Annotated in this window: 20 protein-coding genes and 1 pseudogene; 4 read left to right on the plus strand and 17 right to left on the minus strand. The window is 61.4% G+C overall.

Annotated elements, in window-relative coordinates:
• Positions 1-381 precede the first annotated feature (381 nt).
• The 12 genes from MA884_RS16475 to MA884_RS16530 form a co-directional block, all read right to left on the minus strand.
• Positions 382-972: an NTP transferase domain-containing protein gene (locus MA884_RS16475; protein WP_256231506.1), complete on the minus strand. Its 591-nt coding sequence runs from the start codon at positions 970-972 to the stop codon at positions 382-384.
• 20 nt (positions 973-992) lie between these two features.
• A complete protein-coding gene (locus MA884_RS16480; protein ID WP_256231507.1) occupies positions 993-1964 on the minus strand; it encodes an XdhC family protein in 972 nt (323 codons plus the stop codon).
• Entirely contained in the window at positions 1964-4279 is a 2316-nt protein-coding gene (locus MA884_RS16485; protein ID WP_256231508.1) for a xanthine dehydrogenase family protein molybdopterin-binding subunit, read from the minus strand. The genes MA884_RS16480 and MA884_RS16485 overlap by 1 nt, the downstream gene beginning before the upstream one ends.
• On the minus strand, positions 4276-4746 hold the full coding sequence (locus MA884_RS16490; RefSeq protein WP_256231509.1) for a (2Fe-2S)-binding protein: 471 nt from the start codon (positions 4744-4746) through the stop codon (positions 4276-4278). Before MA884_RS16490 ends, MA884_RS16485 begins: the two co-directional genes overlap by 4 nt.
• A 257-nt stretch (positions 4747-5003) precedes the next feature.
• Positions 5004-6023 carry a UDP-N-acetylmuramate dehydrogenase gene (gene murB / locus MA884_RS16495; protein WP_256231510.1) on the minus strand — a complete coding sequence of 340 codons (1020 nt, stop codon included), beginning with the start codon at positions 6021-6023 and terminating at the stop codon, positions 5004-5006.
• A complete protein-coding gene (locus tag MA884_RS16500) occupies positions 6020-6484 on the minus strand; it encodes a low molecular weight protein-tyrosine-phosphatase (protein ID WP_256231511.1) in 465 nt (154 codons plus the stop codon). The genes murB and MA884_RS16500 overlap by 4 nt, the downstream gene beginning before the upstream one ends.
• Positions 6484-7248 (minus strand): 3-deoxy-manno-octulosonate cytidylyltransferase, encoded by a 765-nt coding sequence (gene kdsB / locus MA884_RS16505; RefSeq protein ID WP_256231512.1) that lies wholly within the window; start codon positions 7246-7248, stop codon positions 6484-6486. Before kdsB ends, MA884_RS16500 begins: the two co-directional genes overlap by 1 nt.
• Entirely contained in the window at positions 7245-7430 is a 186-nt protein-coding gene (locus MA884_RS16510; RefSeq protein ID WP_003179363.1) for a Trm112 family protein, read from the minus strand. Before MA884_RS16510 ends, kdsB begins: the two co-directional genes overlap by 4 nt.
• A 24-nt stretch (positions 7431-7454) precedes the next feature.
• Positions 7455-8465 (minus strand): tetraacyldisaccharide 4'-kinase, encoded by a 1011-nt coding sequence (gene lpxK, locus MA884_RS16515; RefSeq protein WP_256231513.1) that lies wholly within the window; start codon positions 8463-8465, stop codon positions 7455-7457.
• Complete coding sequence (locus MA884_RS16520; RefSeq protein ID WP_047228182.1) at positions 8465-8893, minus strand: biopolymer transporter ExbD; 429 nt, start codon at positions 8891-8893, stop codon at positions 8465-8467. The genes lpxK and MA884_RS16520 overlap by 1 nt, the downstream gene beginning before the upstream one ends.
• Entirely contained in the window at positions 8890-9525 is a 636-nt protein-coding gene (locus tag MA884_RS16525) for a MotA/TolQ/ExbB proton channel family protein (RefSeq protein ID WP_177513903.1), read from the minus strand. The genes MA884_RS16520 and MA884_RS16525 overlap by 4 nt, the downstream gene beginning before the upstream one ends.
• Before the next feature lie 96 nt (positions 9526-9621).
• The gene (locus MA884_RS16530; protein WP_256231514.1) at positions 9622-11868 is read right to left on the minus strand and encodes a DNA internalization-related competence protein ComEC/Rec2; all 2247 of its coding nucleotides are present in this window, start codon (positions 11866-11868) and stop codon (positions 9622-9624) included.
• 145 nt (positions 11869-12013) lie between these two features.
• Between MA884_RS16530 and MA884_RS16535 the strand changes: the two genes are divergently transcribed.
• Complete coding sequence (locus tag MA884_RS16535; RefSeq protein WP_256231515.1) at positions 12014-12529, plus strand: DUF2062 domain-containing protein; 516 nt, start codon at positions 12014-12016, stop codon at positions 12527-12529.
• Positions 12530-12631: 102 nt separating this feature from the next.
• Here MA884_RS16535 and MA884_RS16540 read toward each other — a convergent pair whose 3' ends face one another.
• The 4 genes from MA884_RS16540 to MA884_RS16555 form a co-directional block, all read right to left on the minus strand.
• Positions 12632-13411, minus strand: coding sequence for an ABC transporter permease (locus MA884_RS16540; protein WP_047228178.1), 780 nt, complete (start codon positions 13409-13411; stop codon positions 12632-12634).
• Positions 13408-14340 carry an ABC transporter ATP-binding protein gene (locus MA884_RS16545; protein WP_256231517.1) on the minus strand — a complete coding sequence of 311 codons (933 nt, stop codon included), beginning with the start codon at positions 14338-14340 and terminating at the stop codon, positions 13408-13410. Before MA884_RS16545 ends, MA884_RS16540 begins: the two co-directional genes overlap by 4 nt.
• A gap of 133 nt (positions 14341-14473) precedes the next feature.
• A complete protein-coding gene (locus tag MA884_RS16550; protein WP_256231518.1) occupies positions 14474-15097 on the minus strand; it encodes a glutathione S-transferase family protein in 624 nt (207 codons plus the stop codon).
• Between the two features lie 45 nt (positions 15098-15142).
• Entirely contained in the window at positions 15143-15802 is a 660-nt protein-coding gene (locus MA884_RS16555; RefSeq protein WP_256231519.1) for a transglutaminase family protein, read from the minus strand.
• 367 nt (positions 15803-16169) lie between these two features.
• On the opposite strand from MA884_RS16555, the gene MA884_RS16560 reads away from it, so the two are divergent.
• Together MA884_RS16560 and MA884_RS16565 are read left to right on the plus strand one after the other, a co-directional pair.
• Complete coding sequence (locus MA884_RS16560) at positions 16170-18617, plus strand: acyl-CoA dehydrogenase (RefSeq protein WP_256231520.1); 2448 nt, start codon at positions 16170-16172, stop codon at positions 18615-18617.
• An 88-nt stretch (positions 18618-18705) separates the two neighbouring features.
• On the plus strand, positions 18706-19113 hold the full coding sequence (locus MA884_RS16565; protein ID WP_256231521.1) for a PA2817 family protein: 408 nt from the start codon (positions 18706-18708) through the stop codon (positions 19111-19113).
• A 30-nt stretch (positions 19114-19143) separates the two neighbouring features.
• Here the strand turns inward: MA884_RS16565 and MA884_RS16570 are convergent, their stop codons facing one another.
• A complete protein-coding gene (locus MA884_RS16570) occupies positions 19144-20100 on the minus strand; it encodes a LysR family transcriptional regulator (RefSeq protein WP_256231522.1) in 957 nt (318 codons plus the stop codon).
• Positions 20101-20262: 162 nt separating this feature from the next.
• Between MA884_RS16570 and MA884_RS16575 the strand changes: the two are divergent.
• A pseudogene (locus tag MA884_RS16575) lies at positions 20263-20898 on the plus strand (LysE family translocator); the annotation flags it as partial.
• Between the last annotated feature and the right edge of the window lie 295 nt (positions 20899-21193).

The raw sequence follows: 21193 nt of genomic DNA on the forward strand, positions 1-21193 counted from the left end.
CTCGCGATGGCGCCGGGTCAGCTTGCATCAATGCTGAATGTCAGACCGCTATCGCCAGCAAGCTTGGCTCCCTCAGGGGGAGCTGCGAACTGCGGCCGGGCACAAGTTTTATGCCCGCTGAAGATCCACTGTGGGAGCGAGCCTGCTCGCGATGGCGCCGGGTCAGCTTGCATCAATGCTGAATGTCAGACCGCTTTCGCGAGCAAGCTTGGCTCCCACAGGAGAAGCTGCGAACTGCGGCCGGGCACAAGTTTTATGCCCGCTGAAGATCCACTGTGGGAGCAAAGCTTGCTCGCGATAGCGTTGGATCAGCTACATCAATGCTGAATGTCAGACCGCTATCGCGAGCAAGCCCGCTCCCACAGGGTTCTGCGTCGTCTGTTATTTGAAGGCCAGGGCCTCTGGCACATCGACATCCCACGTCACGCCAGGATCGTCCACCGCCACCTCAACCACTCGTGCCCCGGCAAACAACACCTTGGCGCCGCGATCTGCGGTCAATGCCATCAATTTCGCACCAAACGCACGGCCAAATCCGACAGGATGCCCATATTCACCCCCAAGGACCGGCACACTGATGCCATCCTCGCTGATCTGCGCCACCACCTGCTCGATGCTCGACGGCAGGATGAACGGCATGTCACCCAGCACGATCAACCAGCCATCAAGGTCCGGGCAAGCCTGGACACCCGCGGCGATACTGTCACCCAGGCCGGGCGAGTCCAGCTCGACAAAATCACACCCATAAGCCTGCGCCATGCGAATCGCCTGTGGACGATCCTCGCGGGTCACCAGCACACGCTTTTCCAAGGAGGCAGGCAAGTTCACCAACACCTGCTCAATGACCGATCGGACGGCGCCATCACGGCCCGTGCAATCGGCCAGCAACTTATCTTTGTCCTGGCCTGCCACCTCACGGAAACGACTGCCCGATCCTGCCGCGAGAATGATCACGCCAATCGATCCAGACATCCCTCCTCCTCGCCGGCTGATTACAGCGGCTTCTTCTGGCGCAACTCGACGCCATTCTTGATCGCCACGATTTCAGCCAGCAACGACAAGGCAATTTCCGCCGGCGTATGACTGCCGATGTGCAAACCGATCGGCCCGTGCAGCCGCTCGATAGCCTGTGCTGACAAGCCTAGCTGAGCCAGGTTGTCCCGGCGCTTCTGGCTGTTGACCCGGGAGCCCAAGGCCCCGACATAAAAAGCCTTGGAGTCCAGGGCCGTGAGCAACGCCATGTCGTCCAATCGTGGATCATGGGTCAGGGCGACAATGGCCGTGCGCTCGTCAGTCTGGATGCTCAACACCGCTTCGTCAGGCATGCCGGAAACGAAGCGGCCATGCTGCTCTTCCCACCCGTAGACAAATTCCTTGCGCGGATCGCAGATCAACACCTCGAAATCCAGCAACCGGGCCATTTCTGCCACATAACGCGACAGTTGTCCTGCACCGATCAACAGCAGCCGCCAGCGCGGGCCGTAGAGGGTCCGCAAGACTTGACCGTCGAATACCAAGGCGTCGGTTTTGCTCGCTGGCGTCAGCACCACCTCGCCTGTGGCGACGGTCAGCTCTCGGGCGACAATCTCATGGTCTTCGCAGCGCTCCAGCAGCTCTGCGACCCACTGCCAATCGCCGACCCGTTCTTCGGTCAAGCGCAAGGTGCCGCCGCACGGCAGGCCGAAACGCGCCGCCTCCTCACGAGTCACGCCATAGGTGATGAACTGCACCGGCGGACCGTCCGCCGGAATACGCCCGTCGTGCAGCCGGGCGATCAGGTCATCCTCGACACAGCCACCCGACACCGAGCCAATCACCACGCCGTCCTCGCGCAGGGCCAACATCGCCCCCGGCGGCCTCGGCGCGGTGCCCCAGGTCTGGACCACCGTAAACAACACCACCCGCTGCCCGGCGCGGCGCCATTGAAGCACGCTACGCAGGACGTTCAGATCAACGCTGTCCATCAGGCCTTGGCCTGCTGCCAACCTTGCAACTGGTAACGCACGGGCAACTCACGGATGCGCTTGCCGGTGGCGGCAAAAATCGCGTTGCACAGCGCCGGCGCAATCGGCGGTACACCCGGCTCACCTACCCCGCCCAACGGCACCTCGCCCGGCGGCGTGACCAGATGCACGGCCACTTCCTTGGGTGCCAGGGACATGCGCGCCACTTCGTACATGTGGAAGTTGTCTTGCTGGACCTTGCCGTCCTTGAAGCTGATCTCCCCCACCACCGCATTGCCCAAGCCCATGACACAGGCGCCTTCGAACTGGGAGCGGATGCGCTCGGGGTTGATCTGCGGGCCGCAGTCCACGGCAATATCGGCCTTGTGCACGATCAACGTACCATCGTCCTTGACCTCCACCTCAAGCGCTGCCGCCACGTAGGTGACGAAGCTGTAATGCACCGCCAGCCCCAGGCCACGGCCCTTGGGCAGTTTACGGCCCCAACCGGCGGCCTTGGCGGCGGTTTCCAGCACCGTGCGGATTCGCGCCGTATCGATGGGATAACGCTCAGGGGATTCGCCGTAATTCCATTCTTCATTCAAGGTACGCGGATCGATCTTACGGTCCGGGCCAAGCAATTTGACGTGATACGCCAGTGGATCCTGGCCGGCCTTGTGGGCCAATTCGTCGATGAAACTCTGAATCGCAAAACCGTGGGGAATGTTCGACACCGAGCGGTACCAGCCGACCCTCGTATGGGCCACCGCTTCGGGATTCTCCAGGCGCATGTTGGCAATCGCATAGGCCATGTTGGTCACGCCCATGCCCACTTCGAACGGCGCTTCGTGGGTCATGCCCGGTGCAAACAGTGCGGTGATGCTCGGGGCTACGGTGCGATGCAGCCAGCCGGACGGCATCCCGTCCTGGTTCAGGCCAGCCTTGAGGTATTCGGCCGATACGGTGTGGAAATACGAATGATGGATGTCATCTTCGCGGGTCCACTGCACCCGTACCGCCTGGCCTGGAAACTCCTTGGCCAACACGGCCGCTTCGAGGACAAAATCGGGCTTGGACTTACGCCCGAAACCACCACCCAGCAGCGTGATGTGCACCGTGACCTTGTCGAAAGGGATCCCCAATCGCTCGGCGACGCGTTCACGGGTGACCTGCGGCGCCTGGCTCGGTGCCCAGGCTTCGCACTGGCCATCCTTGAACCGGGCGACAGCGACCATCGGCTCCATCGGCGACTGAGACAGGTGCGGCAGGTAATAGGACGCCTCCAGGGTCGAGCCGGCCTTGGCCAGCGCCTCGTCGAGGTCGCCCGTGTTGCGCAAGACTTTGCCAGGCTTGAGGGCGGCGGCTTCCAGCTCCTTGCGATAGGCGACGGAGTCATAGCCGGCATTCGGACCGTCGTCCCATTCGATTTTCAGCGCCTCGCGGCCCTTGATCGCCGCCCAGGTGTTTTTCGCCACCACCGCCACGCCGCCCAAAGGCTGGAACTCCGAGGGCAGCGGACGTCCTTCGATCTGCAGCACCTTGACCACGCCCGGTACTTTCAGCGCCGCGCTGCTGTCCACGCTCTTGACCTTGCCGCCATAGACTGGCGGGCGAGCCACGACGGCATAGAGCATGCCATCGAAATGCACATCGGCGCCGAACACGGCACGACCGTTGACGACGTCTTCGCCATCGATGGCCCGGCTCGACTCCTTACCGATGTAGCGAAACTCCGAAGGCTGCTTGAGGCGCAGGCTGTCACGGGCTGGAACTGGCAAGGCACTGGCCGCGGCGGCCAACGCGCCATACCCCAGTTCCCGACCGGAAGGCTGGTGCACGACGTTGTGCAATTGAGCACGACACTCGCTTACCGGGACGTTCCACTGGGCAGCAGCGGCCAGTTCCAGCATGGTCCGGGCCGCGGCCCCGCAACGACGCATCGGCTCGTACCAGTGGCGCATGCTGCGCGAACCGTCGGTGTCCTGGTTGCCGAAGCGGACCTCATCAGCCGGTGCCTGCAGCACCTTGACCCGCGCCCAATCAGCGTCCAGTTCATCGGCTACCACCATGGTCAGGCTGGTACGCACGCCCTGGCCCATCTCCGAACGGTTGCAGATCACCGTCACACTGCCATCGGCGGCGATGCTCACGTACACCTTCGGGTCGTCGATCACACCATTGGGCATGCCCTCGCCACCGAACTTCTTGTCCTCGGCAAAGGCGTCCGGCAGGCCCCAACTGGCGGCCAGCACCAACACGCCAGTGGCGCTCGCGCCTTTGAGGAAACCACGCCGGCTGAGGTTGCTCAGCACAAAATCATTAGGTAAGCGGCTCATGCCTTGGCCTCCTTCAGGTGGGTGGAAGCCTGACGGATCGCAGTCTTGATCCGGTTATAGGTACCGCAGCGGCAGATGTTGCCGACCATGGCCTCTTCGATCTGCTCATCGCTCGGGTTGGGATTGGTCTTGAGCAAAGCGGTCGCGGACATGATTTGCCCGCCCTGACAGTAACCACACTGGGCCACTGCCGTATCGAGCCAGGCCTTCTGGACAATTTGCCCGACCGGGTCGACGTGAAGCGCATCGATGGTGGTGACATTCTGGCCTTTCACCGAGCCAATCGGGGTGATGCAACTACGCACCGGGGCACCGTCGACGTGGATGGTGCAGGCGCCGCACAGGCCCATGCCGCAGCCAAATTTGGTGCCGTTGTAACCGGCTACATCGCGGATAGCCCATAACAGCGGCATGTCCTCGGTCACATCCAGTTGGTGATCTTTTCCATTGAGCTTCAGGGTAATCATGAGCACGCCCGCATAGTGATCGAGTTATGGGGTCGAGCAATCTGCCGTTTGGGCAACGGTTCGGTTGGCGCAGACTGACTCAGGCTAATCGGGCTCTCTTGTGCAAACACGCAAGCGCCTGCACCGGGCCTTCAATAATGCGATGGTCGCATCGTTAGCCCATTAAATTAACCCAGGATTAAGCAAAAAGCCCTGCACAATCCTGCACAAATGATCCTTGTGCGAGGTTTGTGCAGGGCCGTTGGTGAAAGCCAGATTCAGTACCGATTGGGTTCCATTTCCAGATCGACCTGAAAACGTTCGGCAATGTCTTTCTGGATGCGCAGGGCCAGATCCAGCAGCTGCGGACCGGTGGCGCAGCCGTAGTTGACCAGCACCAGCGCCTGCAACTTATGCACCCCGGCGTCGCCTTCGCGAACCCCCTTCCAGCCGGCCCGCTCGATCAACCAACCGGCGGCGATTTTCATCTGCCCTTCGGGCTGTGGATAAGCCACCAGGTCCGGGTATTGCAGCTTGAGTTGCGCGACGTGCGAAGCCGGCACCAACGGGTTCTTGAAGAAACTGCCGGCATTGCCCAGCACGGCCGGGTCAGGGAGCTTTTCGCTGCGAATGCTGCAAATGGCCCGACTGACATCCAAGGGGGTCGCCTGTTCAATGCCCAGTTCGGTCAACCGCTGGCGGACCGGACCGTACTCCAAGTGTAAAAGCGCGGCGCGACTGAGGGCAAAGCGCACCCGCAGGATCAGCCAGCGACCCGTTTGCTGCTTGAACAGACTGTCGCGGTAGGCGAAACGGCATTCTTCGAGGGTGAAATCGTGCTGTTCACCGGTTTGGCGATCCAGGGCGGTGAGGCCCGCGAAGACATCCTTGATCTCCACGCCGTAGGCACCGATGTTTTGCATCGGCGCGGCCCCCACCGTACCGGGGATCAGGCTGAGGTTCTCCAGTCCCGACCAGCCTTGCGCCAGCGTGTACTGGACGAAGGGGTGCCACGGTTCTCCTGCTTCGGCTTCGATCAGCACCCGCTCGCCATCATCGCTGAGCAGGCGAATGCCTTGGCTGGCCATGCGCAGCACCAGCGCGTCAATATCGCCAGTCAGCAGCAGGTTGCTGCCGCCACCGATCACCAGCAACGGCACATCATTGGCACTGGCATAGGCCAGCGCCTCGCGAACATCGGCATCGCTGTGAGCTTCGGCGAACAACCGGGCGGTAACGTCCACGCCAAAGCTGTTGAATGGTTTGAGGCTGACGTCGGCCCGCACCTGCAAGGTCATAACCGCCCCTTCAATTCGAGCACCAGGCGATCCGTGGCACGCTCGATCAGGTCCAGCACTTGCTCGAAACCCTGCTCGCCGTCGTAGTACGGATCCGGCACGTCATCGAGCTCAGCCTCGTAGCGGCGCAGGAACAGATCCAGTTCGGCCCTGCCATTGCTCGGTTGCAGGGCTTTTAAATTGCGCAGGTTGCTGCCGTCCATCGCCAGAATCAGGTCATAAGCGGCAAAATCGGCCCGGCTGACTTGGCGGGCACGCTGGGCCGACAGGTCATAGCCGCGTCGCAGGGCCGCAGCCTGGCTGCGTTTGTCCGGAGCCTTGCCGACATGCCAGTCACCGGTGCCGGCGGAAGCGACTTCCACCTGTTCGGCCAGCCCGGCCTCGCGCAGCTTGTGCCGCAGGATGCCTTCAGCGGTGGGTGATCGGCAGATGTTGCCGAGGCAGACAAACAAAACCCGCATCAGGCCTCCAGCAGGCGACGAACGCGCTCGAGGTCTTCTACGGTGTCGACGCCGGTCGGCGGGGCAATCAGCGCATCGGCGACGTGGATTCGCACGCCGTGCCACAGGGCACGCAGTTGCTCCAGGGATTCGGTGTTTTCCAGCCAGCACGGGCCCCAGGCGACGAAGTCCTGAAGGAAACCGGCGCGGTAAGCGTAGATGCCGATGTGGCGGCGGTACGGCACGCCGTCAGGCATGACGTCCCGGTTGTGCGCGAATGCATCCCGGGCCCAGGGCAAGGTGGCGCGGCTGAAGGTCAGCGCCAGGCCATTGAGATCGCTGACGACCTTGACCACGTTGGGGTTGAACAGGGTTTGCAGATCCTCGATCGGCTCGGCCAGGGTGGCCATACGCGCTTCGGGGTGGGCGGCCAGATTGTTTGCAACCTGATCGATCACGCTGGGCGGGATCAACGGTTCATCGCCCTGCACATTGACCACAATGGCGTCGGGCTCCAGGCCCAGCTTGGCGGCGACTTCCGCCAGGCGATCAGTCCCGGAGTTGTGATCCTCGCGAGTCAGCACCACTTCGGCGCCAAAGCCCTTGCAGGCCTCCACGATGCGCGCATTGTCGGTCGCCACTACCACGCGCTGGGCGCTGCTTTTGCAAGCCTGTTCCCACACGTGCTGGATCATCGGCTTGCCGGCGATCAACAGCAACGGTTTGCCGGGCAGGCGCGTCGAGGCAAAGCGCGACGGAATGACAACGGTAAAGGCTGCGGTCATTTATCCAGGCGCTCGTCGGTGGTCAGGGTACGGGCTTCGCTTTCGAGCATCACCGGGATGCCATCGCGAATCGGATAGGCCAGGCCGGCGCCCTTGCTGATCAGCTCGGTCTTGTCAGCGCTGAGCTTGAGCGGACCTTTGCAGACCGGGCAGGCCAGAATGTCGAGCAATTTGGTGTCCATGAATATTTCCCTGGATAAATGGTTTTAAGGCAAAAGCCGGTCCGGCAGCAGGCGCATCAACTGGGTATCGAACCAGTCCGCGAAGGCCGGCGACGGCGCGGCGTCCACCGCCAGGTACCACCAGTGGGGTTCGGCGAAGGCACGGCATTTGACCGCGTCCTTTTCCGTCATGACCACCGGCAACGACGGCGTGAAATTCAATGCCTGGGCGCTGTATTGGGCGTGGTCGGCAAACCCGTGCGGTATAGGTCGCCAGTGTAGCGTTTCGAGGGTATTGAAGAAACGTCGGGGATTGCCGATTCCGGCCACCGCATGCAGGGCCTGGCCAGGCGGAAAATGGTCCAGTGGCCGCCGTTCGCCGCTGGCCAGATTCACCAGGGCAGTGGGGCGCAGCTCGAAGGCAAAGCCGTCTTCGCGGTCGGCGCTGGCGCCGTTATACAGCACGGCATCGACCGATTGCAGACGCTCAACGGGTTCACGCAACGGACCGGCAGGCAGACAACGTCGATTGCCCAGGCCGCGAGCGTTGTCGATCAGCACCAACTCAAGGTCCCGGGCCAGGCGGTAATGTTGCATGCCGTCGTCGGACAGGATCAGGTCCAGCGGTTGAGCCTCCAGCAGCGCCCGGACCGCCCGACTGCGATCCGGATCGATCACCAACGGCACGCCGGTACGCTGGACAATCAGCAGAGGCTCGTCGCCCGCGACGTCGGCGCCCTGCCCGGCCTCGACTCGCCACGGCAGATGGGGTGGTTTAGCGCCATAACCCCGGCTCACCACGCCGACCCGCAGGCCACTGCGCTGGCAATGCTGGATCATCCACAGGATCAACGGCGTCTTGCCGGTGCCGCCTACGGTGATGTTACCCACTACCACCAACGGCACGGGCGGTTGGTAAATCTCACCCTCGCCCGCCAGGAAACGCTCGCGCTTGCCCACGACCACCCGCCGGTACAACCACTCCAACGGCCGCAACAGCGTCAGGGCCGGGTGACCGTCGTACCAGGCGGCAAGCAATCGATCAGACATGGCCATCAGGGCGCCGGCGCCGCCTCGACGGTGGTCATGCGCAGATGGCTGAAGCCGAGCTTGCCGGCCGCGTCCATGGCGGTGATGACGGATTGATGGGGGGTCTTGCCGTCGGCGCTGATGGACAGCGGCAGGCTGGTATCGCCGCCGGACTCTTTCTGCAGCGCATCGATCAGGCTCGCCAGGTCGCTCTTGGGCAGCAACTGATTGTTCACCGAAAACGTCCCTTCTGCGCTGATGGTGACTTCCAGGTTCTTGAGCTGCTGGTCTTCGGCCGGCGAGCCGCTGACCGCTTCCGGCAATTCCACCTTGAGCTGGGTTTCCCGGGTGAAGGTGGTGGTCACGACGAAAAACAGCAGCAGGATGAACACCACGTCAATCAGCGACGCAAGGTTGATCTCGACCGTTTCCCGTGGTTTGCGGCGGAATTTCACTTCTTGCCCTCGGCCAGGTCCACGTCACGGTCGCCTTGCACCACCTCGACCAGCTTGATGGCTTCCTGCTCCATGCCCACCACCAGTTCATCGATGCGCCGTTGCAGGAAGCGATGGAAAAACACGGAAGGTATCCCCACCATCAACCCGGCGGCCGTGGTGATCAAGGCCTTGGAAATCCCCCCTGCCAGCACCGAGGCATTGGCGGTCATGCCGGCGCCGGTGAACGAACTGAAAATGTCGATCATGCCCAGCACCGTGCCCAGCAGGCCCAGCAACGGGGCCATGGCGGCGATGGTGCCCAGGGCATTGATGTAGCGTTCCAGCTCATGGATGACCCGGGCGGCGGCTTCTTCGATGCACTCCTTCATGATCTCGCGACCATGCTTGGAATTTGCCAGGCCCGCAGCGAGGATTTCACCCAGAGGTGAACTGGCCCGCAGCTCCTTGAGCCGGTCCTTGTTCAGCTTCTTGTCCTTGATCCAGACCCAGACCTGGCCAAGCAAATGCTCCGGGGTCACGCGACTGGCCCGCAGGGTCCACAGCCGTTCGGCAACAATCCCCAGCGCCACGATGGAACTCAGAATGATCGGCAACATCATCCAGCCGCCGGATTTGACCAATTCCCACACAGTGACAGCCCCCTCGAAAAAGTGCGCCACTTTATCATACAGACTCGCCTTGCAGGCCCGCTCCAGCGATAACCCCGTCGCGGCAGCTGACCCGGATCAATGTGGCGTCTGCGGTCCCGCCGTCGGTGGGTCGCGCCAGTATCGTCGTTGGTCGGCCTGGAGGCGCGGCGGTTCGAAGGCTCCCAGTTGCAGACGAATGGCACCCTGTTCGGCGCTGTCGTAGATCGCCATGCCCAAGCGGCGATAGCGAGCCATCACCCGAGGATGAGGATGTCCGAATGCATTGCCTTGACCTCGGGAGATCAGCACCGAATGGGGTTTGAGGCGTGACAGCAGCACCATCGACGATGAACTGCGGCTACCGTGATGAGGCGCCGCCAGCCACTGGATCGGCACCGCCAGAGGCCCGTCAAGCAAGGCGCGCTCGGCATGGCTATCGATGTCTCCGGTGAGTAACAACCGCTCACCGCCGGCCTCGATCAGCAGAACGCAGGACCTCTGGTTGCTTTCAAGGGCCGATGACCATTGCCACAGCTCGAACCAGACCCCGTCCCATTCCCAGCGCGCGCCACTGTCACACGCCTCTGCCCGCAGATCGGCAGGCAACGCGGCAGGGTCTCCGCTGGCGACCCGAGTCGTTGGTAACCCGTTGCGCACCGCGCCGGCGCCACCGGCGTGATCGGCGTCGGCATGGCTGAGCAGCATCAGGTCCAATCCGACGACGCCCAGCTTGCGCAAGGTGGGCAGCACCACGCGCTCACCTGCGTCGGCCTCGCCAAAGCGCGGCCCCGCGTCGTAAAGCAGTGTATGACGACGGGTGCGCACCAATACCGCCAGCCCTTGGCCTACGTCCAGTTGCCAGATTTCGGCTTGGCCTGGGGGTACTTCCTCCCGAGGAGGAAAAACCACCAGCAGCAACATCGGCCATCCCAGGACCCGCATCGGTACGCCTTTCGGTAGCAACAGCAACAGAGCCCCAAGAGCCGCCACGCTCCATGCCCAGCCGGAGATAGCCGTCGGGACCCATGCCGGCATTCGTCCGGCCACCAGTGCCAGCCCCTTGAATAGCAGATCGAGCAACCCGCCAGCGATCCAAAGCAGTCCCTCACCCACGAACGGCAACGGCAGTAACGCCGTACCGAGCAGCGCTGGCGGCAACACCAACAGGCTGACCCAGGGCACCGCCACCAGGTTCACCAAGGGCCCGCTGAGGCTGACCGGCAAACCCAATACCAACAATATCGGGCACAGCCCGACCGCAACCAGCCACTGGGCACGGGTCCAGGTTTGCCACCAGCGCCAGGGTCCCAGCCGAGCGCCGAAAGTAAACATCAGGATCGCCACCGCGGCGAACGACAGCCAGAATCCCGGCCGCAGGCTGGCCAGCGGGTCGAACACCAGCACCCCATTAAAAGCCAGCAGCCACGCCCACCACGGGTCCGGATGCCGGTAACGCAAGCGCCACAGCAGCACCAGGGCGATCATGGCGCAGGCTCGCCGCACCGGCACCTCGAAGCCGGCGAGCAAGCCATAACCCAGGGCCGCGATAAAGGCCAGCGCGCAGGCCCAAGGTAGCCACGGCAGACGCACCGGCCACACACCATAGCGCGCCGCACCGGCCACCAGCAGATACACCAGCCCGGCGAGCAGCCCGATATGTTGCCCGGAAATCACCAACAGATGGACCGTGCCGGTGTCTTGCAGCACCTGCCAGTCATCGCGGCTCAATCCGCCGCCGTCCCCCAGGACCAATGCCGCCAGCGCCCCGGAGCGACCCTGGGCATCAACTTGCGCCAGCGCCTGACGCACGCCGTCGCGCCAGGCGCCTTGGGCAGGTTGCTGGAGATGACCGTCCTTTACCGTACCGGTCGCGCCGATGCCCCGACTCAACAGCCAGGCTTGGTAATCGAAGCCATGGGGGTTCAGGAGACCGACGGGGCGCTTGAGCTTCACCGCCAATCGCCATTGCTCGCCGCTGCTCACAGGCGGTCCACCGAACCAGGCCAGGCGCATCGACGACGGCAGCCGTGTGCGGCGGGAATGGGCATCGGCCAGTTCGAAACGCACCACACCCTCACTGTATTGCGGTAAACCGACGACGCGCCCTTCGACCCAGCGGGTTTCTCCGTCCAGCGCGACAGGCAACCGCTCGTCCAAGGCCAACTGCGCTGACAGACACGCCCAGGCCAATCCAAGCAGGAAAAAGCCCAATGAATGAGTTCGAAACGGTAAAAACATCAGCGCAAGCACTGGCATGACCGCAATCAGCCACAACGGCGGCAGCGCCGGAAAAAAAACCGGGGTCAATAGCCCCAGTGCAAGCGCGACCATCCCTGTGCGCATAAGCCTGTCCTTGAGAGTCTTCTCTTCAGGCATAGTCGGTCTACGGCACGGTGCGCGTTAACAATTGTCACAAAGTCTGAATCAGTCAGCCGTAGAATGCGGACATACTTGCGGCCTTACCGCTTTGAACCGACCGAGAAGCCTTATGCCCCGGCGCCTTTTCAAACGTTACATGCCTGACCCAGCGAGTATTCGGGAACATAAATCCTTACGCTTTCTCGGTTCATTGCTCCACGACCCCAACCTTTGGCACCTCAACCGACACTCGGTGGCTCGGGCGATGGCTGTCGGCCTGTTTGCCGCCTTTTTGCCGATCCCCTTGCAGATGCTGCTGGCCGCCGCACTGGCCATCACGGTACGCGGCAACATACCAATTGCGGTGAGCCTGGTCTGGCTGACCAACCCTCTCACCATGCCCGCTGTATTTTTCTGCACCTACCAGACCGGCGCCTGGTTGATGGACGTGCCTGCCCGCACGTTACCGGAAGAACTGACCTGGGAATGGATCACCAACCAGCTGTCCACCTTGTGGCAGCCGTTTCTGTTGGGGTCGGTGGTGACCGGCCTGGTGCTGGGCGCCCTGGCCTATTTCATGACCATGATCTATTGGCGCTGGTGGGTGGCGCGGCAGTGGAGACGGCGCAAGAAAAGCCGGATGTGAAATGCAAAAAGGCCTCCAGTGAATGGAGGCCTTTTTTGCATTTCCATGTGGGAGCGAGCCTGCTCGCGATAGCGGTATGTCAGTCAGCACACCTGCCGGGTTCTAAGTACGCATCCCCCGCCCACTGACCAACAGCCGCGCACAACCGACATAGAGCACCACGGTTGCCACCAGCATGAAGGTGATCGCAACGCTGATCCGGATGTCCGACACCCCTAGGATGCCGTAGCGGAACGCGTTGACCATGTGCAGCACCGGGTTGGCCAGGGACACGGTCTGCCAGAACGGTGGCAGCAGGGAGATCGAGTAGAACACTCCGCCCAGGTAAGTCAGTGGCGTGAGCACGAACGTCGGGATGATGGAAATATCATCGAAGTTGCGCGCGAACACCGCATTGATGAACCCCAGCAGCGAAAAGATCGTGGCGGTGAACACCACCACCAATATCGTCACGCCCAAATGATGCACTTGCAGATCGGTGAAGAACAGTGACAGCAAGGTCACGATCAAGCCCACCGCCAACCCACGCAATACACCGCCCAAGGTGTAGCCGATCAGGATCGTATGGGGCGAAACCGGCGAGACCATCAGTTCCTCGATCGAGCGCTGGAACTTGCTGCCGAAGAAACTGGAGACCACATTACCGTAGGAGTTGGTGATCACCGACATCATGATCAGCCCCGGCACGATGTAGTCCATGTACGTGAAGCCACCCATGTCGCCGATCTGCCGGCCGATCAGGTTGCCGAAAATCACGAAGTACAAAACCATGGTGATTGCCGGCGGCAGCAGGGTCTGCGGCCAGATCCGCATGAAGCGTCGGACTTCGCGATAAACGATCGTGTTGAGGGCAATGAGGTTGGGTCGCAGTTCGGAACTCATACAGCCACCTTCGCCAGATTTTTTTCCACCAGAGACACGAACAACTCCTCGAGGCGATTGGTTTTGTTGCGCAGGCTCTGCACTTCAATGTTTTGCAGCGCCAGTTGCGAGAACAAGCCGGTAATGCCGACGGCTTTATCCACCTGGACTTCCAGTGTGTGATGGTCCACCAGGCGGGCCGGATAACCGATAAGTTGCGGCACGGTCTTCAGATCGCTCTTCAGGTCCAGCAGGAACGTCTCAACATGCAATTGGCTGAGCAACTGTCGCATGCTGGTGTTCTCGACGATGGTGCCATGGTCGATGATGCCGATGTTGCGGCACAGCTGCTCGGCCTCTTCCAGATAATGGGTGGTGAGGATGATGGTGATGCCTTTCTGGTTCAGCTCGGTCAGGAAGGTCCACATCGAACGACGCAGCTCGATGTCGACCCCCGCGGTGGGTTCGTCGAGGATCAGCAGGCGTGGCTCATGCACCAGGGCACGAGCAATCATCAGGCGTCGCTTCATGCCGCCGGACAAGGAACGGGACGGCACATCACGCTTGTCCCACAACCCCAATTGAGTCAGATACTTCTCGGCGCGCTCATTGGCGATCTTCGGCGGAATACCGTAGTAACCGGCCTGGGTCACAACGATGTCGAAGGTCTTTTCGAACTGGTTGAAATTGAACTCCTGGGGCACCACGCCGATGCAGCGCTTGAGAGCGGCGGGTTCACGGTCCAGATCATGACCGAAGATATTCACCGTACCGCTGGTTTTATTCACCAGGGTGGAAAGAATGCCGATGGTGGTGGATTTGCCAGCACCGTTGGGGCCGAGCAAGGCGAAAAAATCACCTTCGGCGACGTCCAGATCGATACCACTCAAGGCCTGGAAACCGTTGCCGTAGGTTTTGGTTAGCTGCCGGATGGACAGAGCGGAACTCATATCGGATTACGCACCAAGAAGGGGAAGAAAGAATTAGATAAGGGCGCACGGCGAGCAATACAACCACGGCGCACGAAGGCAATGGTGCGTGGCGTCGCCGCACAAGTACAGTCAAGCGTGTCGATAGTAAGTATTAAGTCAACGCGGTCATCACCGCCTTGCGATACGCCGGACGCTGCTGCAGCCGGGCGTACCAGGCTTGTAGATGAGGCAGCGCAGCACGTTCGATGGGCATCTCGAACCAGGCATAAATGAAACTGCCCAAGGGAATATCGCCCATGCCGATTTCATCCCCGCTGAGGTAGGGTTGCTCGCTCAACGTCTGGTCCGCCATCGCTAGCAAGCCGTCGCAGACCTTGATGGCCGCATGGATCGCCGCCCAGTCCTGCTGCTCGGCAGGGGTGCGCAACACACCCCAGAACACGGTGCGAAACGGATCGGCAAACGAGGAGGTGGTCCAGTCCATCCACTTATCAGCCATGGCCCGAGCCTGGGGGTCTGCCGGATACCAGGCCGAACCCGGAGCGTGGCGAGACACCAGATAACGCACGATGGTGTTGGACTCCCAAAGCACGAAACCGTCGTCTTCGATCATCGGGACGCGGCCATTGGGGTTCTTTGCACGATACTCAGGCGTGTCCACCACACCGAACGCACCACCCGCATCGATGGCCTCGTAGGCCAGCCCCAGTTCTTCGGCGCACCACAGCGCCTTGCGCACATTCGATGAATTTTTCCGACCCCAGATCTTCAGCATCACGGCTTGCTCCGATGAATAAATGCCGCAGCAGCATACGCCGGATCAGCCGCGGCTCAAATCGCTCTGCATGTCGCCAAGCAGGGGCGGCATTTGCTCGTCGAACAAGTGCGGGTAGCATTTTTCCAGGTGTTCGAAGAAGAACGCTTCGGGCACATCGGCGAATTGGCCGTGGTCGGTGACGTACTCCATCAGCTTGGCGCCCTGGCGATTGAACGGGTGGAAAACGCTGTCTTGGAGGCCGTCGAATTCCAGGGGGGCTATGTCGAACAACTCACACAAACCTTGATTGAAGGCCGGCGTGGCCTTGACCCAGCGCTCGTTCAGGTAGAGCTCGGTATAACCGTGCATGGCGAACACGTCACTCTTGAGCAACTCCAGCAGGCGCGCAGTGGACAAGTGATTACGCACATCCGCCAGACCGATGCGCGCCGGGATACCACAATGGCGGGCGCAGGCGGCCAGCAAGGTCGCCTTGGGCACGCAATAGCTTTCACCGCAGGCCAGTGCGTAACTGCCACGCAGGGTCTGCGGATCGCGACTGAAGGTATAGGGGTTGTAACGCACGGCCTCGCGCACCGCGTAATACAGGCTGATTGCCTGTGCCCGTGGGTCGCGATCAGTGCCGCGATGGGTTTCGGCGAACTCGATGACGGCGGGGTGATCACTGTCGATGAAGCGGCTGGGGTTCAGGTATTGCTGCATGGTAAAGACCTCTGGGAAAACGCCAGCGTCCGTAGGAGCTGCCGAGTGCAACGAGGCTGCGATCTTTTCCCAGTCAATTGAATCCTGAGCGAAAGATCAAGATCAAAAGATCGCAGCCTTCGGCAGCTCCTGCGCGGCTTGCCACGAGTCTATCCACAGCCACAGCCCAGCGATAACGGCGTTTACGCCAAACAATGGCGCTTTCTCACTTTGTTAACGAACGATTTCCCACGGCTGTTGCCAACCAGACTGGCGCAATGCATCCAGGGTTTCCCACGAAATCAATCACATCGCGCCGACCGCCGGTTTTGCAGATGCCGTCTAAGCTCTGAGGGTCGGTTTTGCCCTGGTTCACGGAGGATTACATATGCTGTTGTTGTGGATACTGGTTCTGGTCGTCGGTAAAGCCTGGCTGGCGCACCGGCGCACCGCCCCGTTGCCTGCGCTGGGTATCATCGCGGTCTACCTGTTGGCCATGAGCCTCTTCAGTCCCGCTCCCGGTTGGCTGATGTTTATTCTCTGGGTGGCGCTCGCCGCTGTCGCGGCCCCACTGCTGCTGCCGGACCTGCGCCGCAAGTATTTCAGCGCGCCGATGTTCAACTGGTTCCAGAAGACCCTGCCTCCCATGTCAGAAACCGATCGCGACGCCATCGACGCCGGTACGGTGTGGTGGGACGGTGAACTGTTCAGTGGCCGGCCGGACTGGGACACGTTGCTGGCCTATCCCAAGGTGCAACTGAGCGAGGAGGAACAGGCTTTCCTCAACGGCCCCACCGAAGAACTCTGCGCCATGGTCAGCGACTGGCAGATCGGCCAGGCCATGGACCTGCCGCCCGCCGCCTGGGCACACATCAAGGAGCACGGGTTCTTCGCGCTCATCATCCCCAAGGAATACGGCGGCAAGGGCTTCTCCGCCTATGCCCATTCCCAGGTGGCGATGAAACTGGCCACCCGTAGCGGCGACCTGGCTTCCACGGTGATGGTCCCCAACTCCCTCGGCCCAGCCGAATTGCTGTTGCACTACGGCACCGACGAACAACGCAACCATTACCTGCCACGGTTGGCCCGCGGCGACGACATCCCCTGCTTCGCCCTGACCGGGCCGCTGGCGGGCTCAGACGCCGGGGCGATGCCCGACACCGGCATCATCTGCAAGGGCGAATGGGAAGGCCAGGAGACCCTGGGCCTGCGCCTGAACTGGGAAAAGCGCTACATCACCCTGGGACCGGTGGCCACCCTCCTCGGCCTGGCCTTCAAGGCCTATGACCCCGATCACCTGCTGGGCGATGAAGAAGACCTGGGCATCAGCCTCGCCCTGATTCCCACCGACACCCCTGGCGTCAATATCGGCCGTCGTCACCTGCCCCTTGGCGCCGCTTTCATGAACGGACCGAACTGGGGCAAGGACGTGTTCATCCCGCTGGACTTTCTCATCGGCGGCCAGCCCATGCTCGGCAAGGGCTGGATGATGCTGATGAACTGCCTGTCGGTCGGTCGGTCGATTTCCCTCCCGGCAGTGGGCACCGGGGCGGCGAAGTTCACCAGCCTGGTGACCGGCCAGTACACCCAGGTACGCGAGCAGTTCAACGTGCCATTGTCGGCCTTCGAAGGTATTCAGGAAGCCATGGCCCGTATCGGCGGCAACGCCTGGATGATGGACGCCGCCCGGATGCTGACCGCCAACGCGGTGGACCTGGGAGAAAAACCTTCGGTGCTGTCGGCGATCCTCAAGTACCACCTGACCGAACGGGGCCGTGAATGCATCAGCCACGCCATGGACGTCCACGGCGGCAAGGGCATCATCATGGGGCCAAACAACTACCTGGGGCGCAGTTGGCAAGGCGCACCGATCTTCATCACGGTCGAAGGCGCGAACATCCTGTCACGCAACCTGATGATCTTCGGCCAGGGTGCGATTCGCTGCCATCCGTTCGTGCTCAAGGAAATGGCCTTGGCCACGCGAGAAGATAAAGACCAGGCGCTGATCGAATTCGACGGGTTGCTGCTCAAACACATCGGTTTTGCCATCAGCAACGCCGCCAGCACCGTGGTGCTGAACCTGGGCCTGGGGCGTTTCGAAAGAGCCCCCGGCAACGCCTTGAGCCAGGGTTATTTCCGCGCCCTCAATCGGCAAGCGGCGGCATTCGCCCTGCTGGCGGACCTGAGCATGATGTTGCTGGGCGGCGAACTCAAACGTCGCGAACGCTTGTCGGCGCGCCTTGGGGATGTATTGAGCAACCTCTATCTTGCCTCCGCAGCGCTCAAGCGCTACCACGACCTGGACTCGCCGGACCATATGGAACCGCTGTTCACCTGGGCCATGGAAGAAAGCCTGGGCCAGGCGGAGCGTGCGCTGGACGAACTGCTGGCTAACTTCCCGAACCGCGTGCTCGGCTGTCTGTTACGCGTGGTGGTGTTCCCCTTCGGCCGCCGCCACAAAGGTCCGAGCGACAGGCTGGACGCTGAAGTGGCCGCGGTGATCGGTCGGGCCAAGGGTGACCCGACCCTTGAGGAGCTGCTGCAGGGTTGCTATCGCCCGCAATCGGTCGACGATCCGGTGGGGGCGCTGCAGCACGCTTGCGACCTGCTGGCCGCTGCTCATCCGCTGCACAAGAAACTGCACGGTGCGCTCAAACAGGGTCAGCTCAACCCCGCCCCTGGCGAACAGGTCATCGACGCGGCCCTCGAAGCCGGCGTGCTACAGGCCGGCGAAGCCCAAACCCTGCGCGAGGCCGAAGCGGCCCGACGTAAAGTGATCGACGTGGATGATTTCGACAAGGAGGCGCTCACGCTCGCCGAGGACAAGGTCCGCTGATTCTGGCGACCCTGTGCTCTGTGCCATGTAAAAACGGGCGCAAGCGCTTTATACTCTTGCGCCCGTTTTGCTCTTGAGGACTTATCTCGTGTCCAACGTCGTTGCCGATCACCTTGTCTTGCTTGACCACTTGCGCAGCATCTTGGTCGCCGTGGGTGAGGCAGAACAGGTTCCCGAAGAAAGCCATGCCCTGTTTCTGGAGCGCTTCGACGAATTGCGCGCGCAGTTGCCCGTTGATCCGATCGAAAGCCAGTACCTGGGCCAGGACCTGATGTGTCAGGTCATTGTCCGTTATCCACAGATCGCCCACCTGGTGCCTCGTGACCTGCTGTGGTACTTCGCTGGTGACTGCCTGCATTATATGCCCGACGAAGAAATCGCCTTGTACCAGGCTCTGGAAGAACGTCGTTTCGAAGCGGAGCAAAACGACGAACCCTTCGACTGGAACCAGGAAAAACAATTACTGGCGATGTCCGATCAGGACAGCAAGCACTGATTGCGATCAGTCATGCAAAGGCCCGCACGGTTAATCCGGCGGGCCTTTTTTGTGGGGCGCGGTATTCAAGGTGGGCTCCTTCTCCAGGCACTCCACCAGATAATCAATGAACACCCGTAACTTGGGCGGCAGGTAGCGGGTTGGCGAATGCAGCAGCCACAAACCACCCTGGTAGGAGGCCAGAAACGTCCAATCCGCCAGCACCTGTACGATCAACCCTTGCTCCAGCGCATGGCGGGCCGTGAAGTACGGCAAGCTGCCGATGCCAATGTCCTGCAAAACAGCCTCCAGCCGCACGCCCGTATGATTGGCGGCATAGCGCCCACGCACGCCGACGGTGACGGACCGGGTGCCTTTCCTGAGTTTCCAGCGAGCGTCGTGTGGGGTTTCTCCCAAGTAGATGCAGCTGTGCTCCAGCAGATCGTGGGGATGCTCGGGGATGCCGTGCTCGGCCAGGTAGCGCGGCGTGGCGCAGAGCAGGTGGTCAATGGTCAATAGTTGACGTCCCACCAGCCCGACCGGCGGCTGGTCGGTGATCCGCAAAGCCAGGTCAACGTGATCGTCGATCAGATCGACCTGCCGATCTTCCAGCAGTAACTCCACATCGACCTTGGGATAGCGACGCAAAAACTCGGACATGTGGGGATGAATGACAAAGCGTCCTACCGCCTTGGGCACGCTGACCCGGATCCGCCCCTCGGCTTCATCGGTGAACTGGCCGCTGACTTCCATCACCGACCGAGCGGCGGCGACCATTTCCCGACAGCGCTTGAACACTTCTTCGCCACCATCGCTCAAGCGCAGCTTGCGAGTGGTGCGTTGCAGCAATCGGGTCGCCAAGGCCTTTTCCAGACGAGAGATGCTGCGGCTGACAGCCGACGGTGACAAGCCTGACTGCCTGGCCGCTTCGGAGAAACTGCCGGTCTCCACGACCTTGACGAAAATGGCCATTTCGGCGAGCAAGGCCAGTGATTGATTTGTGCTCATGAAGCAAAAGCCCTGTGTAATTTGAACGGATTATCACCCGTTTTCACACAACTTATAATCCCGCACACATTCCGATGCGGGTATGAAATATCCGCGCCTGAGCCTTTTCTCTTTTTAATCGGTTATCGCCGCGATGCCTCGCCCTGACCGTTCGGAGTTGAAATGCTATCCAGCTACGTTGGCGAATTCCTGGCCCTGGCCACCGTTCATTTTCTTGCGGTGGTCGCACCCGGTCCTGATTTCGCCGTGACGATCCGCCAAAGCGTTCGTTTTGGCCGCTGGGTCGGGATCTGCACAGCGTTGGGCATAGGCGCCGGCATCTCGGTGCATGTGATCTACACCTTACTTGGCGTGGGTGCGCTGATGCACACCTTCCCCTGGTTGCTGATGGTCGCCAAGGTGGTGGGCGGTGCCTACATTCTTTACCTGGGTGTCAGCCTGCTGCGCAGCCAACCCAAATCCACCCTTGAAGGCGAGCAAACCAACAATCAAACCACTGCCCGGCAAACGCCATTCAAAGCGTTTGTCACCGGGTTTCTGACCAACGCGACCAACCCGAAAGCCACGCTGTTTTTCCTGGCCATCTTCACCACGCTGATCAGCACCACCACACCGCTGCAGATCCAGGCCTTGTACGGGGTCTGGATGTGCCTGGTGAATGCACTGTGGTTTATCGTCGTCGCGTTGTTTTTTTCCAGCGCCCGGGTGCGGGAAGTGTTCATGCGCTTGGGACATTGGTTCGAACGGACCATGGGCGTGATCCTGATTCTGTTTGCTGGGCGGCTGATCCTTTCCCTGCGAATACGCCCACGAAACCGAACAAAAGACAAATTATTGACGGCTACTTTGCCGAGTTTTCCCCTCCCGTCACTTTTTAGTCGTTTTTTTCGTTTATGGCGTGGCGCTTTGCCATGCATGAACTACCTTCAGAAAGAAGCGGGCACGGCGGTGAATAAATCACCCCTCGGGCGACCTGATCAACCGGTCACCCTACTCGCCACCCCGGTATCGCGGGGCTCAAAAGGTTTTTCGAAAGCTGCCTGCCATTCAGTCAGGCCGGTGGGATGCGCCCGCTCGCTTTAGCGACGAGGCG

The sequence above is a fragment of the Pseudomonas sp. Q11 genome (assembly GCF_024494355.1).
Taxonomy (GTDB): Bacteria; Pseudomonadota; Gammaproteobacteria; order Pseudomonadales; family Pseudomonadaceae; genus Aquipseudomonas; species Aquipseudomonas hefeiensis.

What these genes read in the sequence shown, in the direction of transcription:
- MA884_RS16485 (WP_256231508.1), bottom strand. Translation starts at nt 4,279, where the DNA reads ATGAGCCGCTTACCTAATGATTTTGTGCTGAGCAACCTCAGCCGGCGT.
- lpxK (WP_256231513.1), bottom strand. Translation starts at nt 8,465, where the DNA reads ATGGCCATGTCTGATCGATTGCTTGCCGCCTGGTACGACGGTCACCCG.
- MA884_RS16550 (WP_256231518.1), bottom strand. Translation starts at nt 15,097, where the DNA reads ATGCTGAAGATCTGGGGTCGGAAAAATTCATCGAATGTGCGCAAGGCG.
- MA884_RS16475 (WP_256231506.1), bottom strand. Translation starts at nt 972, where the DNA reads ATGTCTGGATCGATTGGCGTGATCATTCTCGCGGCAGGATCGGGCAGT.
- MA884_RS16540 (WP_047228178.1), bottom strand. Translation starts at nt 13,411, where the DNA reads ATGAGTTCCGAACTGCGACCCAACCTCATTGCCCTCAACACGATCGTT.
- MA884_RS16510 (WP_003179363.1), bottom strand. Translation starts at nt 7,430, where the DNA reads ATGGACACCAAATTGCTCGACATTCTGGCCTGCCCGGTCTGCAAAGGT.
- MA884_RS16535 (WP_256231515.1), top strand. Translation starts at nt 12,014, where the DNA reads ATGCCCCGGCGCCTTTTCAAACGTTACATGCCTGACCCAGCGAGTATT.
- murB (WP_256231510.1), bottom strand. Translation starts at nt 6,023, where the DNA reads ATGACCTTGCAGGTGCGGGCCGACGTCAGCCTCAAACCATTCAACAGC.
- MA884_RS16490 (WP_256231509.1), bottom strand. Translation starts at nt 4,746, where the DNA reads ATGATTACCCTGAAGCTCAATGGAAAAGATCACCAACTGGATGTGACC.
- MA884_RS16560 (WP_256231520.1), top strand. Translation starts at nt 16,170, where the DNA reads ATGCTGTTGTTGTGGATACTGGTTCTGGTCGTCGGTAAAGCCTGGCTG.
- kdsB (WP_256231512.1), bottom strand. Translation starts at nt 7,248, where the DNA reads ATGACCGCAGCCTTTACCGTTGTCATTCCGTCGCGCTTTGCCTCGACG.
- MA884_RS16555 (WP_256231519.1), bottom strand. Translation starts at nt 15,802, where the DNA reads ATGCAGCAATACCTGAACCCCAGCCGCTTCATCGACAGTGATCACCCC.
- MA884_RS16500 (WP_256231511.1), bottom strand. Translation starts at nt 6,484, where the DNA reads ATGCGGGTTTTGTTTGTCTGCCTCGGCAACATCTGCCGATCACCCACC.
- MA884_RS16480 (WP_256231507.1), bottom strand. Translation starts at nt 1,964, where the DNA reads ATGGACAGCGTTGATCTGAACGTCCTGCGTAGCGTGCTTCAATGGCGC.
- MA884_RS16570 (WP_256231522.1), bottom strand. Translation starts at nt 20,100, where the DNA reads ATGAGCACAAATCAATCACTGGCCTTGCTCGCCGAAATGGCCATTTTC.
- MA884_RS16545 (WP_256231517.1), bottom strand. Translation starts at nt 14,340, where the DNA reads ATGAGTTCCGCTCTGTCCATCCGGCAGCTAACCAAAACCTACGGCAAC.
- MA884_RS16530 (WP_256231514.1), bottom strand. Translation starts at nt 11,868, where the DNA reads ATGCGCACAGGGATGGTCGCGCTTGCACTGGGGCTATTGACCCCGGTT.